This window comes from Evansella halocellulosilytica (assembly GCF_002335745.1).
In the GTDB taxonomy this organism is placed as follows: Bacteria; Bacillota; Bacilli; order Bacillales; family Salisediminibacteriaceae; genus Bacillus_CA; species Bacillus_CA halocellulosilytica.
This window is the reverse complement of the sequence record NZ_NIST01000001.1, coordinates 2099045-2113801: the sequence shown is the minus strand read 5'-3', so window position 1 is coordinate 2113801 and position 14757 is coordinate 2099045. Positions and strand designations below refer to the sequence as shown.

The following is a 14757-nucleotide window of genomic DNA, read 5'->3' as shown; positions in this document are numbered from 1 at the left end:
TATGAAACCACTTAAAGGAAAAATTGCTCTCGTAACAGGAGGAAGCAGAGGAGCTGGACGTGGCATTGCCATAGAGTTAGGAAAAGCAGGCGCAACCGTTTATGTCACAGGGCGTAGCACTAGAGGCAATTCCACAAATAATTGGACTGGAACAATTGATGACACTGTGTCTCAAATAGAATCTTCTGGTGGAAAAGGGATTGCTGTTCGCTGTGATCATACGAAAGATTCAGAAACGGAATCTGTAATTAGTAAAATTCGAGAAGAACAAGGAACATTAGATATTTTAGTTAATAATGTATGGGGGGCACATGATCTAGGTGTTGAAGCCAAGCCGTTTTGGGAATTACCCTTGAAGCATTGGGATACGATGTTCACTGCTGGTGTTCGTGCCCAGCTGGCTACGAATCACTTCGCCATTCCACTCCTTCGTGAAAATAATCAAGCTCTCATTATTCATACGACCTTCTGGGATGATGACAAGTACACTGGACAGTTTTACTATGATTTAGCTAAGAATGCACTAATACGCATGGCTTATGGACTTTCTATAGAATTAAAACAGGATAATATTGCTGTTTTTGCAGTTTCCCCAGGATTTATGAGAACTGAACTTGTGTTGAAGCACCATAAATCAGATGAGGAACATTGGAAGGAGTCAGAAGATTTAAGGAGAACTGAAACGCCTTATTATGTCGGACGTGCAATAGCCGCATTGGCAAAGGATCCTGATGTCATGGAGAAAAGTGGACAGGTTTTAAAAACAGGTGATTTAGCTGAAGAGTATCAATTTACTGACATTGATGGACGATATATTCCACCATTTACAATATAGTTTCTCGATATCATAGTCGTTTTAGGAAAATCCACCCATGGAATCATTTTGTATAGACAGTGACTGATGTCGTTATATAAAAAATATGACATTATTCAAAAGCCTTGGAAGTTACACTAACAAAAAATCTCGCAAACTTTAGCCATTTGCGAGATTTTCCCATTTTATATTTTTAAATCTACTTCATATTACACTAACTAAGCTCCATCAGGATTGCCGTATTTATCAAATATGGAATCCCTTGATTGTAAAGCGAGTTTTCGTACTCGTTCCATATCAACGTTTACTAATTTCCCGTCCCGTTTCACAGCATTTCCTGCGACGAAAACAGAATCGACATTTCCTGTATGTGTACATTGAACGACAGCGCCGACTGGATCATTAACAGGGAAGAGATTTAAATCTGTCGTTCTAATCATGATGATGTCTGCCTCTTTGCCTGGTGTTAATGAGCCGATTTTATTATCTAACTTTAATGCTTTCGCACCGTCTATCGTTGCGAATTCCAATACATCTCTTGCGGAAATGTGTAGCGGCGGTCCTGGCATTTCCCCGCTTGCTAAAATCGTTTCGTTCACTCTCGACCGTTCCGCTTGCAAAGCAAATTTCATTTGGGCAAACATATCTCCGCCAGTCGATGTCACGACATCGACCCCTAACGTTGGCCGCACCCCATTTTCAACACATAAACCAGTAGCAGGGTAACCATGTCCCATCATCATTTCCACTTCAGGCGTAACAGAGACAGATCCCCCTTTTTCTGCGAGCATTTTCATTTCCTCTGGACTTACGGCATTTGCATGGACAAAGTTTAAATCATCACCAAGAAGGCCAGCTTGATGTAACTTTTCTATCGAACGATCAATTGCCCCCCAAGTTCCAAAGCCTAAATGCATACTGCATAACGCATCTAATTCTCTAGCCAATTTAATTTCTTTAACAGACGTTTCCCATGAACTGAATTCTGGCCCACGAATCGCTAAGCCCATCGTCATTAATTGATCTTTTGATGAAAAGTGTTTTTCCTTTATATATCTTGCTTCATCTGCATTTTGGATTTGACTCTCTCTATTCCAATATTCTCCATCACCAGGACATCCGTGAGCAAAAACTGTTCTCGCCCCTGATTCCTCTAACCCTCTAATCATTTCTTCCGTATGATCACGTGAAATAATCATCGTCCAGTCAAGAAAGGTCGTAACACCTGCATCAAGTGCCTCCAGTCCTCCTAGCAGGTTACCAATATAATCATCTTGCGGCGTTCTTTGCGACCCGATATTTCCATAATAAATACTGCTTAAATATTTTTGCAGCGACCAATCTGCTCCTACATTACGAACGACGGATTCCCACGTATGACGATGTGTATCGACAAGTCCAGGCATAACGATCATATTTGTTGCATCAATGACTTCACAGTTTTCTGCTTCTATGTTCGGTTTGACATCGACGATTTTACTGCCTTCAACTAGTACATCTGCCTTTTTAAAGTCACCAATTGATTGATCGAGTGTTAAAACAATCCCACCTTTAAAAAGTTTCCGGTTCATTGTCAATCCCCCATTTTTAATAGATTTGATTTAGTAGTGGATTAAATAGTTTCCTTTTTTCATAGGTGAATCGTATCGTCTAATTAAACACAACACGGTTTGTTTGTTTTCCTAAATGTATTTTTCCATCAGAGCTTTGAACCTCGCTAGTAACGACATCTCCATCTTTTAAATAGTGTCGATTCCCTTTTTGACTGTCGATTAAAATTTTCATTTTATCTTCATATTTTGTAAATGGATTTGAAAGCAAGTTAAATTCCTCTGAAGTTAACTTTAAGGCGACTCCCCCCGGTGTCCCTGTCATGAGTAAATCTCCTGGGTAAAAACTCATCGTTTCTGAAAGTTCAGTGATTGTTTCCTCTGGCTTGTACAGCAGTTGCTCCGTATGAGCAGACTGTCTCACTTCTCCATTAACTGTTAATTTCAGCTCTAAGTTATGGATATACGATGCTTCATGATCCTCTATTAAATAGAGGATCGGTCCTGCTGGGCAGAACGAACGGTAGCTCTTCCCTTTAAACCACTGCCCTTCAGAAAGCTGTGTATCGCGAGCGGAAACGTCGTTCGTAATAACAAAGCCAGCTACGTATTCAGCAATATTATTTAAAGTTACATGAATCGGTTCGGTGATTTCTTTACGGACAATCAGACCTACCTCTATCTCGTAATCTAATAATCTAACATGGCTCGGACAGAGAATATCATCATTCGGTCCCGTCAATGAGCTATTTGCTTTCGTAAAAATTAAGTTAAATGGAGGGCGTTCACTTTCCAAACCTGCTTCCTCTCGGTGTGCAGAATAGTTAGCACCTTGGCACACAATTTGTGCTGGAGAAGTAACCGGTGACAGTAAATGTAATGAATCAAGATCAAGTCCTCCATGTTGTTTATCACCAGCTACAATTTTTCTAGCAACATCAGCCCCTTTTTCTAAAAAAACAGCTAGTGTCGGATAGTCCCCCTTTACTTCATAAACTTTTTCATCATCTAAAACGCCCCACTTTATTGTTCCTCTTTCATCAAATCGAACGATATTGATCCCCATCTTTTCCCCTCCTCTAATCTAAAAAAATACGTTAATTTTGCTCCCTTATCATTTGCTTCGAAAACTGAAGGTAATTTTCAACGACTTTATCCAAAAATTGTACCGTTGATTCATCTGTCAAATGACCGTCGCGATCTAGTTTTTCATGAACATTTCCGATTAAAACTTCATTTCCAGGAAGAACTTTCGCACTTAAACCTGGTGCTGCGAGAATTTGCCTTAAATGCATTTGGCAGCGGACTGTTCCTAGCATCCCCATGCTAGCTCCGATAATGAGGACCGGCTTTCCTGTTAATACTCTATCGACTCTTGACAACCAATCTAGTGCATTTTTTAAAACTCCGGGAACAGAATGGTTGTACTCTGGTGTAAAAATGAGCACACCGTCCGCTTGCTTGACATGATGTTTAAATTGTTTCACTGTTTCAGGTGGATGTTCTTCAATGTCTTGGTCAAAATAGGGGAGATCTGTTATGTTCAACTTTTCAATCTCAACCGATTCTTCATATCTCTTTTTCACAAAATTAGCGATTTGATGATTGTATGAGTTTTTTCGAATACTTCCAATAAGAGCGACTAGTTTCATCGCGTTCCCTCCTAAAAAAATTGTTCGTAAAATTCATTGATTATTTTCCCTAGAGCTTCAGGCTGCTCCAGCATAATATAGTGACCGGATTGCTTAATCGTTTTGACAACAGTAGTGTTGTTTACAGCAATGAATTGTTCAGAAGCGCGTTCCGGAATGAGTCTGTCTTCATCACCATAAACAAAAAGGATCGGGATATCCAATTGCTGAAGGGCATTTGCACCATTCTTATACTCATCACAAGCTTTGTAATCAAAATACGTTTGCTCAATATTCACTAATTCAATATCCGCTCTTTCCTCAGCTAGCAGCTCATCATCTACTTTTTTACTGAAAGAGGAATAAAATAAACCGTCCGGAAATACTCCATTCGCAAGTTTTTCTAAGACTTTCTCATGGACAGGCAAGCGATAATGGCTGGAAATCAATACAACCCCTTTGACGTTCCGATTTTTTGATGCCGCTTCGAGCGCAATTAATCCGCCCATTGAATGTCCGACCAAAATCCTCTCTCCTTTGAACGAATGATTCAAGGAATCAGCATAATCACGAATAGTTAATAATTTAGTATTCGCATCAGCCCCCCTTCCTGGTAAATCAATAAAAGTAGAATCGTAATCGTTCAGTTCTTTTTTTATGAGCCGCCATTTTTCCTTTTTACCTCCTGCCCCGTGAATAAATAGTAAGGATCGGTTAGTAAACTCGTTCACTTTCTCACCATCCTCTAAACATGTGAGTTGTCCAAATGAAATATTTTTTCAGAATTCTCTATTAATATTATTATATTATTTATATTTTTTTCATGTCAAGAAAATGAAATTTGTCTAATTTCTATAAAACATGAAAAAACCAAATTCCGAATTGAGAAATTGGTTTTTTCGTTATATGTCGGAATCTTCTATTAGTTCGACGACATATAAAAGCAGTTCATGCATTTTTTCATACGCGAGACTGTCATTACCTGTCACTATCGCTTCCATGACTGCTTTATGCATAGCTAAAGCCTCATCCTTCGTCCCATCGATTTCATCTTTTTCTTTCAGTTTTTTAATCGTCGTCTGCCTGCTTTGGACTAACCCATTTTGTAATGTTTTCACTAAGCTGATCATCAATTCATTATGTGACGCATCGAGGATGCTGTTATGAAATTCAAAATCTGCTTTTGCCCATTTTTCCTCATCATGCAGCGATGATTCTAGCTTCTTAAAGCTTTCTTTAATATGTATGATATCTTCCTCGGTTGCATTTTTCGCAGCTAACCTGACAGCAGACGGTTCGATTGCTAACCTTACGTCTGAAAGCTGCAGCAGCATTTTCCTGCCATCTTTCGAATTTGCAGCCCAGCTTATCACATCAGGGTCCCACCATAACCAGTCATTTCGATTCTTTACGACTGTCCCGACCTTCGTTGAAGATTCTACAAGTCTTTTTGCAGACAATCCTTTCAGTGCTTCTCTGACAACCGTTCTACTTACTCCTTTAATCTCACTTAACGTTTCAACCTTTGGCAGAACATCGCCTGGCTTTAGTTCCCCTTGTACAATTTGTGATCCCAGGTCATGCAATAATTGCTCGCTTAAATTCAATGGCGGCATATCGTTCATTCCTTCCACATAACTGTAAATTCCCCTAATGTATATATAAACACTTCAGCACTTTACTCGATAACAAAAATAATCATATCATATTCATCCTGTCTGAAAATAGGTAATCAGCAGTATGAGAATTACAACCGAGTAGGCGTCGCCATTACTGACCACGCCTCTCACAGAGCACACACGTGCGGATCTTCGCATGTGGCTCTTCCCATATATCCCTTTTAGAGATAACGTTCATCATAAACAGATGATAAACTAACGAGTCCAAGTTCTGAAAAGAACTTATTGTCTAGTGCCGCATGAACCATTGGACTTTTGGAACTTCGCCAAGCAAACATACGGATTCCTCTAAGGTTTTCTTCCCTCCATCCCTTTCTTCTCAGAAGGCGGTGGAGGTTCTTTATATGTCTCCAGCTTCTTAGTTGTACCATTCGTAACCGTCTTCTTATCCAGCTATCCCATACTTTGAATTTGTTCTTCACATTTCCATAACGAAAATAATTTGCCCAACCTCGAATGTATGGATTTAATTTGTCTTGGATAAGTAGTTGAATATCAACTGTTTGGTTTCGACGAGTCATTTCTTTCACTCGTTCCTTGAATGTCGCCTCTTTCTTAGGGTCTATTCTTCGAATATCTCCGATGAATTCATAGCCTAAGAATGTAAATGGCTCTTTGTTGGCGTTGACAACTTTAGTCTTTTCTTGATTCACAGTTAGACTTAGCTCTTCCTCAAGAAATCTTGAGACACTTCGCATAACTCTTTCTGCGCCTTTTGAACTTTTACAAAGAATGATAAAATCATCCGCAAAACGGACGATTCGGTGACCTCGCTCAGTCATCAGTTGATCAAGCTGATGTAAGTAGATGTTCGAAAGTAATGGACTTAGCACGCCACCCTGCGGAGCTCCCTCAGGGGTATCTTCGTATCGATCTCCTACCATGACACCTGCTCTGAGAAAACGGTGAATGAGTTTGATTATAGACCCATCTGTCACTCGTTTCCTTATTTGATGTTCCAGTTTATCATGTGGGATCGTGTCAAAGTAGGATTGTAAGTCGGCATCGATGACATAATGGTATCCTGCATTCAAGTGTTCAGTGACTTTGTCTAAAGCCATATGAGCACTTATTCCGGGCCGAAAACCATAGCTACACGGAAGGAATTCTTCTTCGAAGATCGGTTCCAATACATTTCGAAGAGAAGCTTGTACGATGCGATCTTCCACCGTTGGTATCCCTAGTGGACGTTGTTTCTTGCCATTATCTTTGTCGATCATCTTTCGTCGAACAGGTTTGGGTCGATATTGTTTATCTTTTAGCTTCTGTTGGAGCACTTCTAGATTGTCCTCCAGCTTTGCTTCATAGCCTTCAATTGTTACCTTATCAACCCCTGGTGCACCTTTATTCTTCTTCACTTGATAGAAGGCACTTACTAGATTCGCTTTCTTGTACACTTTGTCATACAAACTGTACCATACACGTCTTTTCATCTGTTATTCCCCTTACGCCATTGCTTTCGCTTCTTCCTTTGTTTCTGCTTCCCCATATAAATGTGATTCTACAAGGTTGATAGCTCACGGCAATAACTTGTGCATCTCATTTGGCGGTAGACGGTGTACCCTTCTGTTCCACCCTGGCATCAGCCCCCTTGGCTCTTGTCCAGCTTCTGTCTACTTCCGCAGTCATAAGTAAGCCTACTCACATTGTTCTTCTATGGGTCACGCCCTTCGCACGAATCCCTACCTTTTGAGTATAGGTTCGCAACTGTATCTATGTACAGTTTCACTCATGTGCTGTCCTCGCTACTGTCGCCAGTAGGTCATTGGCATGTGCTTCTTCACTACTATGGCGATCTCTGACTTCTCCCTTTAAAGCTCATCCTGTGTCCTTGGCTTAGCCTTGTGACATCAGTACCTACTTTAGGAAGCAGGGAGATCTCAATGGGTCACATCATGTACTTTCCCTCTAACCCAGCCCTCATAACACTTTGAGTTTCTAACTATTCGGACTTTCTGTTGTCTTGCACAGTCATCCAACTCTCGTGCCAACATGGGATATCAGCTCTGTTCAGAGGTTTGCCTTCAGATCCTCCGCACGCTACTTCACAGTCAACGCACTACCTGTCAGCTAATGCTTGCCGGCTAGTCGATGCATTCGGGACTTTCACCCTTTAGCACATGTGCTGCCACTCGCGAAAGACACCTTACATCACATCTATGTAAGGTGTCAGCAATCATGTACGACAGTTATTTTTTATACAAGTGCTTTTTCAAAATCGACACCCCAGAGGGATAGACATTCATCCGTACTCCATACTTTCGGCTTTTGCGGAAAATCTTTGTGCCATGGGCGTGGATCAAAAATACCGAGCTCCTTAATATAGACATCAGCATCTGTAAAAAGTTCAATTAAATTTCCTTCCGCATCATAATGGTAACTGGCAATATTATGCCCTGCTCCATGACGAGACGGTCCCCATTCAATTGATTTGTCATGAAGTCGTAAGTAATCAAGTGCTTCCATAAGATGTGAGTAGTTTCGCATTTCAAATGCAAGGTGGTGCATCCCCTCTTTTTCTGAAGTAAAGAAATTCAATACGTGATGGTCTCTGTTACATGTCATAAATCCAAAGAAATCTTCAATCCAATCCGTATTGTCAAAACCTAGTTGGCGGTAAAATTCAACTTGCTTTTTCGCATCTTTCACTCGAACAGAAAGATGACCGACCTTATTTGGGATGATCCCTTCACGTTTAAAGCCTGGTGTTGTCATTTCCATTGTTGGATATAAGTCTACAACGTAACCTTCAGGGTCTGTAAACTCTAACAATTCAGGGACACCTGGCTTCGGATTAATTTTGATCTCAGCATCAATATTCAATTTTTTCAAGTACTCAGCAATTTCATAAATCGAGCGGTCGGATTGATATTGTAAACCAAACTTTCGTATCCCCGTTTTTCCCGAAGGTGTCAAAACGATATTGTGATGATCTGTTGAACTGCTAAAGTAAGCGCTTCCATCATTGTCATACTCAGTCAATGTAAAACCCATGATGTGAGAGTAGTAATTTGCCATTCCTTCCATGTCTCTTACATAAAAGTCGACATATCCTAGCTTAAAAATGTTTAGCATTCACCCCACCCTTTTCACAATATTTTCATTTTAATTAATATTATAATATTATTATTTGATCGTTGTTGTCAAGAAAAGTAGTAATCTTTTCCAATCGAATCTTTCCTTGCTCGTCCTCTTGTCACAAATCACCTCCTATCTTCGTCATGATTGATGAAACAGCGAAAAAGGAGGTTTTTTTATGCACAACAATTGGGATGTTGTCATTGTTGGCGGTGGACTTGCAGGCTTTGTTGTAGCAAATTTTTTATCACGATCGACGTTATCTGTTTTATTAATAGAAAGAAGCAAAAGAGTTGGCGGTAGAGCAAAAACAGATAACATTAAGAAAAACTACTTTAATGCAGGTCCGCATGCGCTATACAAAGGAGGAAGAGCTGTACCGATTCTCGAACAATTAAATATAAAAATAGAAGGGCAAAGTCCGAAAACGAGTGGTCTTTTAGTAGAGGAAGGGGCATTTTACGAAGCCCCATTTTCTCCTCAGGGGTTACTTACATCCTCATACTTTAGCTGGAAAGAACGAATTGAATGGCTGAAAACTTTGAAAGCGTTGACGAAAACGACTCCAGACCTTTTAAAAGATACGACCTTTCAACAGTGGGTTGAACAAGCAACAAGTAATAAAAAAGTCCAGTCATTACTGTTTACTCTTGGCAGGCTCGCAACCTATTGCCACTCTCCAGAAAAAAGCAGTGCATATGTCATTGTCTCTCATATGAAATGTGCGCTGCGAGGTGTTATATACCAAGATAGAGGGTGGCAAACAATCATTGACCAGCTTCACAATAAAGCAATTATGGCCGGGGTTCATGTACAAACACAAGTTGCATTAAAACAATTTGCCCGACATAACAATGGAAGTTTTCGTATTGATTTATCAAATGGCGAGGTCATTCACGGAAAAAACTTGCTTTACACAGGCGAACCAAGTGAATTGAATTATTTAATTGAAGAAAAGGAAGTCGAGCCAATCAATAGCGCCATACAAAATCGAACTCCAGTTAAAGCGGCAGTATTAGATGTTGCATTAAAGAAACTGCCTAACGAAAAGCGGCTGTTTGCGATGGGAGTGACTGCCCCCTTCTACTATTCTGTCCATTCAAAGTACGCGAGCCTTTCTGAAGATGGACAAAGTAATGTTCTGCACGTATTAAAATATCATCAATTAGATGAGAGAATAAATAGCAGTGCTGTGCAGGAAGAGCTTGAACAGTTTTTAGAAATGATCCAACCAGGTTGGAAAAAGCATGAAATTACGAGCAGGTATTTGCCTCAGATCATCGTAAACCAACGTTTGCCTCAACTCGGAGACGAATCTGAGCTGATCCGTTCAGAAACGAAGATTCATGGACTATACATCGCTGGAGATTGGGCATCGCCACATTCAATTTTAGCAGAAGGAGCAGTGTGCAGCGGAAAACAAGCTGCTGAAGAAATTATCCAAAAAGAAATGAGGTAACGACGTGCAAATTACGAATGAGGAATACAAACAGCTTCAACCATTGTTGTTTTCATTAGGGTATCGGCTGTTAGGGTCGGTGAAAGACGCTGAAGATATGGTACAAGAAACCTTTTTACGATGCTACCAAGTAGATGAGCAGAAGATCGAAAATAAAAAAGCATACCTTTGTAAAATGATGACAAATCGCTGTCTCGATCTACTTAAATCTGCACGCTATAAACGTGAACAATACGTCGGTCCTTGGTTACCTGAACCATTGTTGACATCATTAGACGAAGAAAATGATCCCGCTAAAGTCGTCCTTCAACAAGAAGGACTAAGTATTGCTTATTTACGAATGATGGAGCATTTATCTCCACATGAACGGGCTGTTTTATTGTTAAGAGAAGTGTTTCAATTTTCTTATCTTGAGATTGCCACCTTCATCGACAAAACGGAAGCAAACTGCCGTCAATTGTACAGTCGAGCTAAGAAAAAGCTTGCAAACGTCAGTGACGAAAGCTTGCATTATGAGCATAATAAATCGATCATCCAACGATTCATCCATGCATTTCAAACCCAAAATCGAGCAGATTTGTTAGAATTGCTCTCAGAAAATATTACGCTCTATTCAGATGGTGGCGGCAAAGTGAAAGCCGCTATTCGACCGATTGTCAGTCAAGCGAACAGTGTGCTCTTTTTATTGGGGATCGCTAAGAAATTTCCTGACAATCTTGTTCCTGAAGTAAAAAATGTAAACGGTCAGCCAGCGATTGTCAATTATGCAAACGGAACAATTCATAGTATTGTCAGCTTTTATATTATAAATAAGAAAGTAAAAGAAATGTATTTGATTCTGAATCCTGATAAACTGCCGAATATCTCACTTGAGCAATGATGAGAAGCCACCATCTAGCTGTTGGTGGCTTTTCTTGTACATATTTACTGTTGCTTTTGATAGATCCACTTCGTTTTTCGCACATCCTGATCTCTGCTGACGACCCCTTTAATTAATCCGGTTTCTTCGATATCTTTCAATAGCTTCGAAACGTTTGCTGTATCTAGTTTTCCAGCAAACACCTTTTGAGCAAGATCCTCTGTCGTAAAATGTGTCTTTTCGTTTTGACGAATATGTAATAAAAGCTTAACCCGTTTCTTTTGCCGCGCATCTTCTTTAAATTTTCCAGTCACAAGATTTTTTAATGGATCTTTCACGATCATCCCGAGGACAATTCCAAATAAAATTAAAAATAAATCATATAACATGCCATTCACGAACGTTCATCCCTTCATCCTGCTCAAATTCAATTTCACAGCCCTTATTTTAACACACGAATTCGTTCATGAAGTCATCGAGGAGATATGACGACGAAAGCAGAGCACTTTGTCAGCTGTGAGGACACAGTGGACCTATGTCAAGAAAGTAGACACCTAAATAACGAATTTTTGGATTTATAGTTGCTTTAACTAGTTGGCCTTTGTTCACCTTTCGAAAAGTATAGATAATTCAGCGGAAGCGTCAAGCCCAAACCGCTTGACCCCTCCACTTCATCATCTGTTTGATGGTTAGGTGAAGTAAGGGCCCAACTACTACTCGTATTAAGCAGCTTTCCTATCAAAGTGCTTTGCATATTGCATTGGTGACAGGTATCCAGTAGAACTGTGTATTCCTTTGCGATTATAGAAAAACTCAATGTATTGGAACATACTAGTATAAGCCTGCTCCTTGGTTTTAAACCGACGACCTTTTAATAATTCTTTTTTCAAAACACTAAAAAATGATTCTACACAAGCATTGTCATAACACTTGCCAGTACGACTCATACTAGCTTCCATACCATAACTTTCGAGTCGTTGACGATATTCTTTTGATGCGTATTGAGTACCTCGGTCTGAATGATGGATTAAGTCTTTGTTTGGATTTTTTGATTCATAAGCATTTTCCAGAGCTTCTAACACGATTTCATTTGCGATGTGACCTTTAAGACTCCAGCCATCAATTTCACGAGTACAAAGATCAAGGATGACCGCCAAGTATAATTTCCCCTGGCGACAAGGAATATAGGTAATATCAGCACCCCAAACCTTGTTAGGAGCTGCTATACGAAAGTTTTGATCCAATTTATTAGGAGCGATAGGATTTGCATGATTAGAATCTGTTGTAACGACCTTGAACTTCTTGGACACACAAGAGCGTAACCCTAGCTCATTCATATATTTACTAACTGTTCTTTGACTAACTTGATAGTTTTCTTTCCACAACATTTGGGTGAGTTTCGGACTACCATAAATCCCATGACTATCTTTAAAATGGTACTCGATTCGGTCTTGAATTTCTCTTTTTCGAAGCTCTTGTTGACTAACCTCACGTTTTTTCCACTTGAAATAGCCACTCCGCGATACTTGCAGTACTTTACACATCTTCTTCACTGAAAATTCGGAGCTATGCTTTTCAATGAATTCGAACCTCATGGCCGTGGTTTGCTGAAGATGTGCACCGCCTTTTTTACAATTGCCAACTCTTCTTGAGTGTCTGCTAGTTTGCGGTCTTTTTCTCTTAATTGACGCTCTTGATCTCGTAATCTTATAACTTCGTATAATGTATGCTATACGAAGTTATTACGCCACTGATGTAGGCAACTTAATGGAATATCTAATTCTTGTGCTATGTCTCTCATCGTTTTCTTTCGCTTTTGCTCTTGAGCAAATTTAACTGTTTGACGTGTAAATTCTTCACTATACCTTTGCCGACGTTCACCCATGGGAACCCCTCCTTGTATTATCATCTCATCATGTCCAATTATAATGTTCGTTAAAGGGGTGTCCACTTTTTATTCTATATTCATCGGTTCCGCTATTATCAAATTCGAGCGGTCATTTTTGAAGATTTGCAGCTATTAACGAATCTGATGTCCTCAAACACCTCGATAACGCCTCATTCCATCGACTTAACGGATCTCCTGGCCGCGAAACGATCATCCAAAAAAATCAACCATTCACCTACTTTCTGATTCCGCTTACAAAAAATGATTGATTTCGACATAGACTAATGTTACTATTTACTCACAAATAAATTATGGATCACATGTTACTGATTAGATCAGGCATGGTGGTATGTTTGAGGGAGTAGTCTCTATTCCTTTAAATACCGCCATGCCTTTTTTCGTTCTATTAAAAATGATCAACAGCATGTTAATGACAACAGAGAAAGGCGGAAAAAGAATGTTTAAGAAGCTTTTAAAGAAAACTAGTGAAAAAGAAATATTTTCTCCAATAGATGGGAAAGTAGTAAATATTGAAGAGGTACCGGATCCAGTTTTCAGCCAAAAAATGATGGGTGAAGGTGTTGCGATCATCCCTAATCACGGAGTCGTCGTTGCACCCGTTGATGGAAAGGTCGTTCAAGTCGCACCTACGAAGCATGCAATAGGGATCCAAACAGACGATGGTACAGAACTTTTAATCCATGTCGGTTTAGACACAGTCTCCTTAAATGGGGCAGGGTTTCAAGTACAAGTCAGCACCGGTGACAAACTTTCAGTTGGACAACCTTTAATGGAGTTTGACTTGGAATATATCCGAGAGCATGCAACAGATGTGATCACTCCAGTTGTCATTACGAACAGTCACGATCAGGACAAAAACTATTCTTTGAAAGTTACCGAAAAAGCGAAGGCAGGAGAAACTGTCCTCATTTCATATCGACGAAGTTAAAGTTAATAAGGAAGTGGCATGTATGAAAATAAGTAAAGTTTTAAATAACAATGCCGTCATTATAACAGACGAAGATCAGGAAAAAATCGCAATTGGTACAGGGGTCGCCTTTAATAAAAGGAAAAATGACGTTGTGAACCGGCATAAAATTGAAAAGCTTTTCGTCTTGAAAGGAAATGAAAAGCTACAGCAGCTTTTACTACGTATTCCAGAAGAGCACTTCATCCTTTCAGAAGAAATCATTCAACATGCTGAAAAAAGATTAAATACGAAACTGAATGAACACATTTTTTTAGCTCTTACCGATCACCTATCGTTTGCGATCGAAAGAGAATCACAAGGCATCCATTTAAAAAACAAGCTGCTGCAAGAAATAAAGATTTTATATAAACAAGAATTTGATATTGGCATGTGGGCGATCAAACGCATTAAAGAAAAGCTCGATATAGAAATGCCAGTAGATGAGGCGGCTTTTATTGCGCTTCATATTCATACGATGAAAATTCAAGGAGGTGATTTACACGAAACAGTCAGACAGACAACGATTTTAAGAAATATGGTAGATACCATCGCGAATTATCTTGATATTACGATTAACGAAGAAGACTTAGCATATGAACGTCTCATTACGCATATTCGGTTTGCATTAACGCGCGCCCATCACTATGAAGCACATACGATGGACAAAGAAATGCTAGAAATGATTAAGAAAAAATTTAAACGTTCTTATAGCTGTGCAATGGAAGTTCGACATGAATTATCTTCGTTACATGGAATTGACTTGCCTGAAGAAGAACTGGGCTACATTACGCTCCACATAGAAAGGCTGCAAAAAGGATGAATTTATTTC

General features: G+C 39.6%; 15 protein-coding genes. 5 read left to right on the top strand and 10 right to left on the bottom strand.

The window, feature by feature from the left end; translation table 11 throughout:
* The first annotated feature begins 1 nt into the window (after window position 1).
* The gene (locus CD001_RS10075) at window positions 2-835 is read left to right on the top strand and encodes an SDR family oxidoreductase (protein WP_096187468.1); all 834 of its coding nucleotides are present in this window, start codon (window positions 2-4) and stop codon (window positions 833-835) included.
* Between the two features lie 197 nt (window positions 836-1032).
* On the opposite strand, the gene CD001_RS10070 is transcribed toward CD001_RS10075, so the two are convergent.
* From CD001_RS10070 to CD001_RS10040, 7 genes are all read right to left on the bottom strand, one after another.
* Window positions 1033-2385, bottom strand: a complete 1353-nt coding sequence (locus tag CD001_RS10070) for an amidohydrolase family protein (protein ID WP_096187466.1) — start codon at window positions 2383-2385, stop codon at window positions 1033-1035.
* Between the two features lie 79 nt (window positions 2386-2464).
* Complete coding sequence (locus tag CD001_RS10065; protein ID WP_096187465.1) at window positions 2465-3430, bottom strand: fumarylacetoacetate hydrolase family protein; 966 nt, start codon at window positions 3428-3430, stop codon at window positions 2465-2467.
* 31 nt (window positions 3431-3461) lie between these two features.
* Window positions 3462-4016 (bottom strand): NADPH-dependent FMN reductase, encoded by a 555-nt coding sequence (locus tag CD001_RS10060; RefSeq protein ID WP_096187463.1) that lies wholly within the window; start codon window positions 4014-4016, stop codon window positions 3462-3464.
* 11 nt (window positions 4017-4027) lie between these two features.
* Window positions 4028-4726 (bottom strand): alpha/beta fold hydrolase, encoded by a 699-nt coding sequence (locus CD001_RS10055; protein ID WP_179298693.1) that lies wholly within the window; start codon window positions 4724-4726, stop codon window positions 4028-4030.
* Between the two features lie 171 nt (window positions 4727-4897).
* Window positions 4898-5620, bottom strand: coding sequence for a FadR/GntR family transcriptional regulator (locus CD001_RS10050; RefSeq protein ID WP_257009974.1), 723 nt, complete (start codon window positions 5618-5620; stop codon window positions 4898-4900).
* Between the two features lie 215 nt (window positions 5621-5835).
* Window positions 5836-7107: a group II intron reverse transcriptase/maturase gene (ltrA, locus tag CD001_RS10045; RefSeq protein WP_096186455.1), complete on the bottom strand. Its 1272-nt coding sequence runs from the start codon at window positions 7105-7107 to the stop codon at window positions 5836-5838.
* Between the two features lie 763 nt (window positions 7108-7870).
* Window positions 7871-8749, bottom strand: coding sequence for a VOC family protein (locus CD001_RS10040; protein ID WP_096187457.1), 879 nt, complete (start codon window positions 8747-8749; stop codon window positions 7871-7873).
* Window positions 8750-8930: 181 nt separating this feature from the next.
* Between CD001_RS10040 and CD001_RS10035 the strand changes: the two genes are divergently transcribed.
* Both CD001_RS10035 and CD001_RS10030 read left to right on the top strand, forming a co-directional pair.
* The gene (locus CD001_RS10035) at window positions 8931-10211 is read left to right on the top strand and encodes a phytoene desaturase family protein (RefSeq protein ID WP_096187455.1); all 1281 of its coding nucleotides are present in this window, start codon (window positions 8931-8933) and stop codon (window positions 10209-10211) included.
* A 4-nt stretch (window positions 10212-10215) separates the two neighbouring features.
* A complete protein-coding gene (locus CD001_RS10030; protein WP_096187453.1) occupies window positions 10216-11091 on the top strand; it encodes an RNA polymerase sigma-70 factor in 876 nt (291 codons plus the stop codon).
* 44 nt (window positions 11092-11135) lie between these two features.
* Here CD001_RS10030 and CD001_RS10025 read toward each other — a convergent pair whose 3' ends face one another.
* The 3 genes from CD001_RS10025 to CD001_RS25985 form a co-directional block, all read right to left on the bottom strand.
* A complete protein-coding gene (locus CD001_RS10025; protein WP_257009973.1) occupies window positions 11136-11459 on the bottom strand; it encodes a cupredoxin domain-containing protein in 324 nt (107 codons plus the stop codon).
* A 333-nt stretch (window positions 11460-11792) separates the two neighbouring features.
* A complete protein-coding gene (locus CD001_RS10020) occupies window positions 11793-12665 on the bottom strand; it encodes an IS3 family transposase (RefSeq protein ID WP_096187448.1) in 873 nt (290 codons plus the stop codon).
* A gap of 134 nt (window positions 12666-12799) precedes the next feature.
* Window positions 12800-12955: a transposase gene (locus CD001_RS25985; RefSeq protein WP_179298692.1), complete on the bottom strand. Its 156-nt coding sequence runs from the start codon at window positions 12953-12955 to the stop codon at window positions 12800-12802.
* A 460-nt stretch (window positions 12956-13415) separates the two neighbouring features.
* Here CD001_RS25985 and CD001_RS10010 point away from each other — a divergent pair, with 460 nt between their 5' ends.
* Both CD001_RS10010 and CD001_RS10005 read left to right on the top strand, forming a co-directional pair.
* Window positions 13416-13907 carry a PTS sugar transporter subunit IIA gene (locus CD001_RS10010; protein WP_096190550.1) on the top strand — a complete coding sequence of 164 codons (492 nt, stop codon included), beginning with the start codon at window positions 13416-13418 and terminating at the stop codon, window positions 13905-13907.
* A gap of 22 nt (window positions 13908-13929) precedes the next feature.
* The gene (locus CD001_RS10005) at window positions 13930-14748 is read left to right on the top strand and encodes a PRD domain-containing protein (RefSeq protein WP_096187446.1); all 819 of its coding nucleotides are present in this window, start codon (window positions 13930-13932) and stop codon (window positions 14746-14748) included.
* Window positions 14749-14757 lie beyond the last annotated feature (9 nt).

Bases quoted from the DNA above. Each gene is read 5' to 3' on its own strand.
- CD001_RS10070 (WP_096187466.1), bottom strand. From the start codon at position 2,385: ATGAACCGGAAACTTTTTAAAGGTGGGATTGTTTTAACACTCGATCAA.
- CD001_RS10050 (WP_257009974.1), bottom strand. From the start codon at position 5,620: ATGAACGATATGCCGCCATTGAATTTAAGCGAGCAATTATTGCATGAC.
- CD001_RS10065 (WP_096187465.1), bottom strand. From the start codon at position 3,430: ATGGGGATCAATATCGTTCGATTTGATGAAAGAGGAACAATAAAGTGG.
- CD001_RS10040 (WP_096187457.1), bottom strand. From the start codon at position 8,749: ATGCTAAACATTTTTAAGCTAGGATATGTCGACTTTTATGTAAGAGAC.
- CD001_RS10075 (WP_096187468.1), top strand. From the start codon at position 2: ATGAAACCACTTAAAGGAAAAATTGCTCTCGTAACAGGAGGAAGCAGA.
- CD001_RS10035 (WP_096187455.1), top strand. From the start codon at position 8,931: ATGCACAACAATTGGGATGTTGTCATTGTTGGCGGTGGACTTGCAGGC.
- CD001_RS10020 (WP_096187448.1), bottom strand. From the start codon at position 12,665: ATGAGGTTCGAATTCATTGAAAAGCATAGCTCCGAATTTTCAGTGAAG.
- CD001_RS25985 (WP_179298692.1), bottom strand. From the start codon at position 12,955: ATGGGTGAACGTCGGCAAAGGTATAGTGAAGAATTTACACGTCAAACA.
- CD001_RS10025 (WP_257009973.1), bottom strand. From the start codon at position 11,459: ATGTTATATGATTTATTTTTAATTTTATTTGGAATTGTCCTCGGGATG.
- CD001_RS10010 (WP_096190550.1), top strand. From the start codon at position 13,416: ATGTTTAAGAAGCTTTTAAAGAAAACTAGTGAAAAAGAAATATTTTCT.
- CD001_RS10005 (WP_096187446.1), top strand. From the start codon at position 13,930: ATGAAAATAAGTAAAGTTTTAAATAACAATGCCGTCATTATAACAGAC.
- ltrA (WP_096186455.1), bottom strand. From the start codon at position 7,107: ATGAAAAGACGTGTATGGTACAGTTTGTATGACAAAGTGTACAAGAAA.
- CD001_RS10060 (WP_096187463.1), bottom strand. From the start codon at position 4,016: ATGAAACTAGTCGCTCTTATTGGAAGTATTCGAAAAAACTCATACAAT.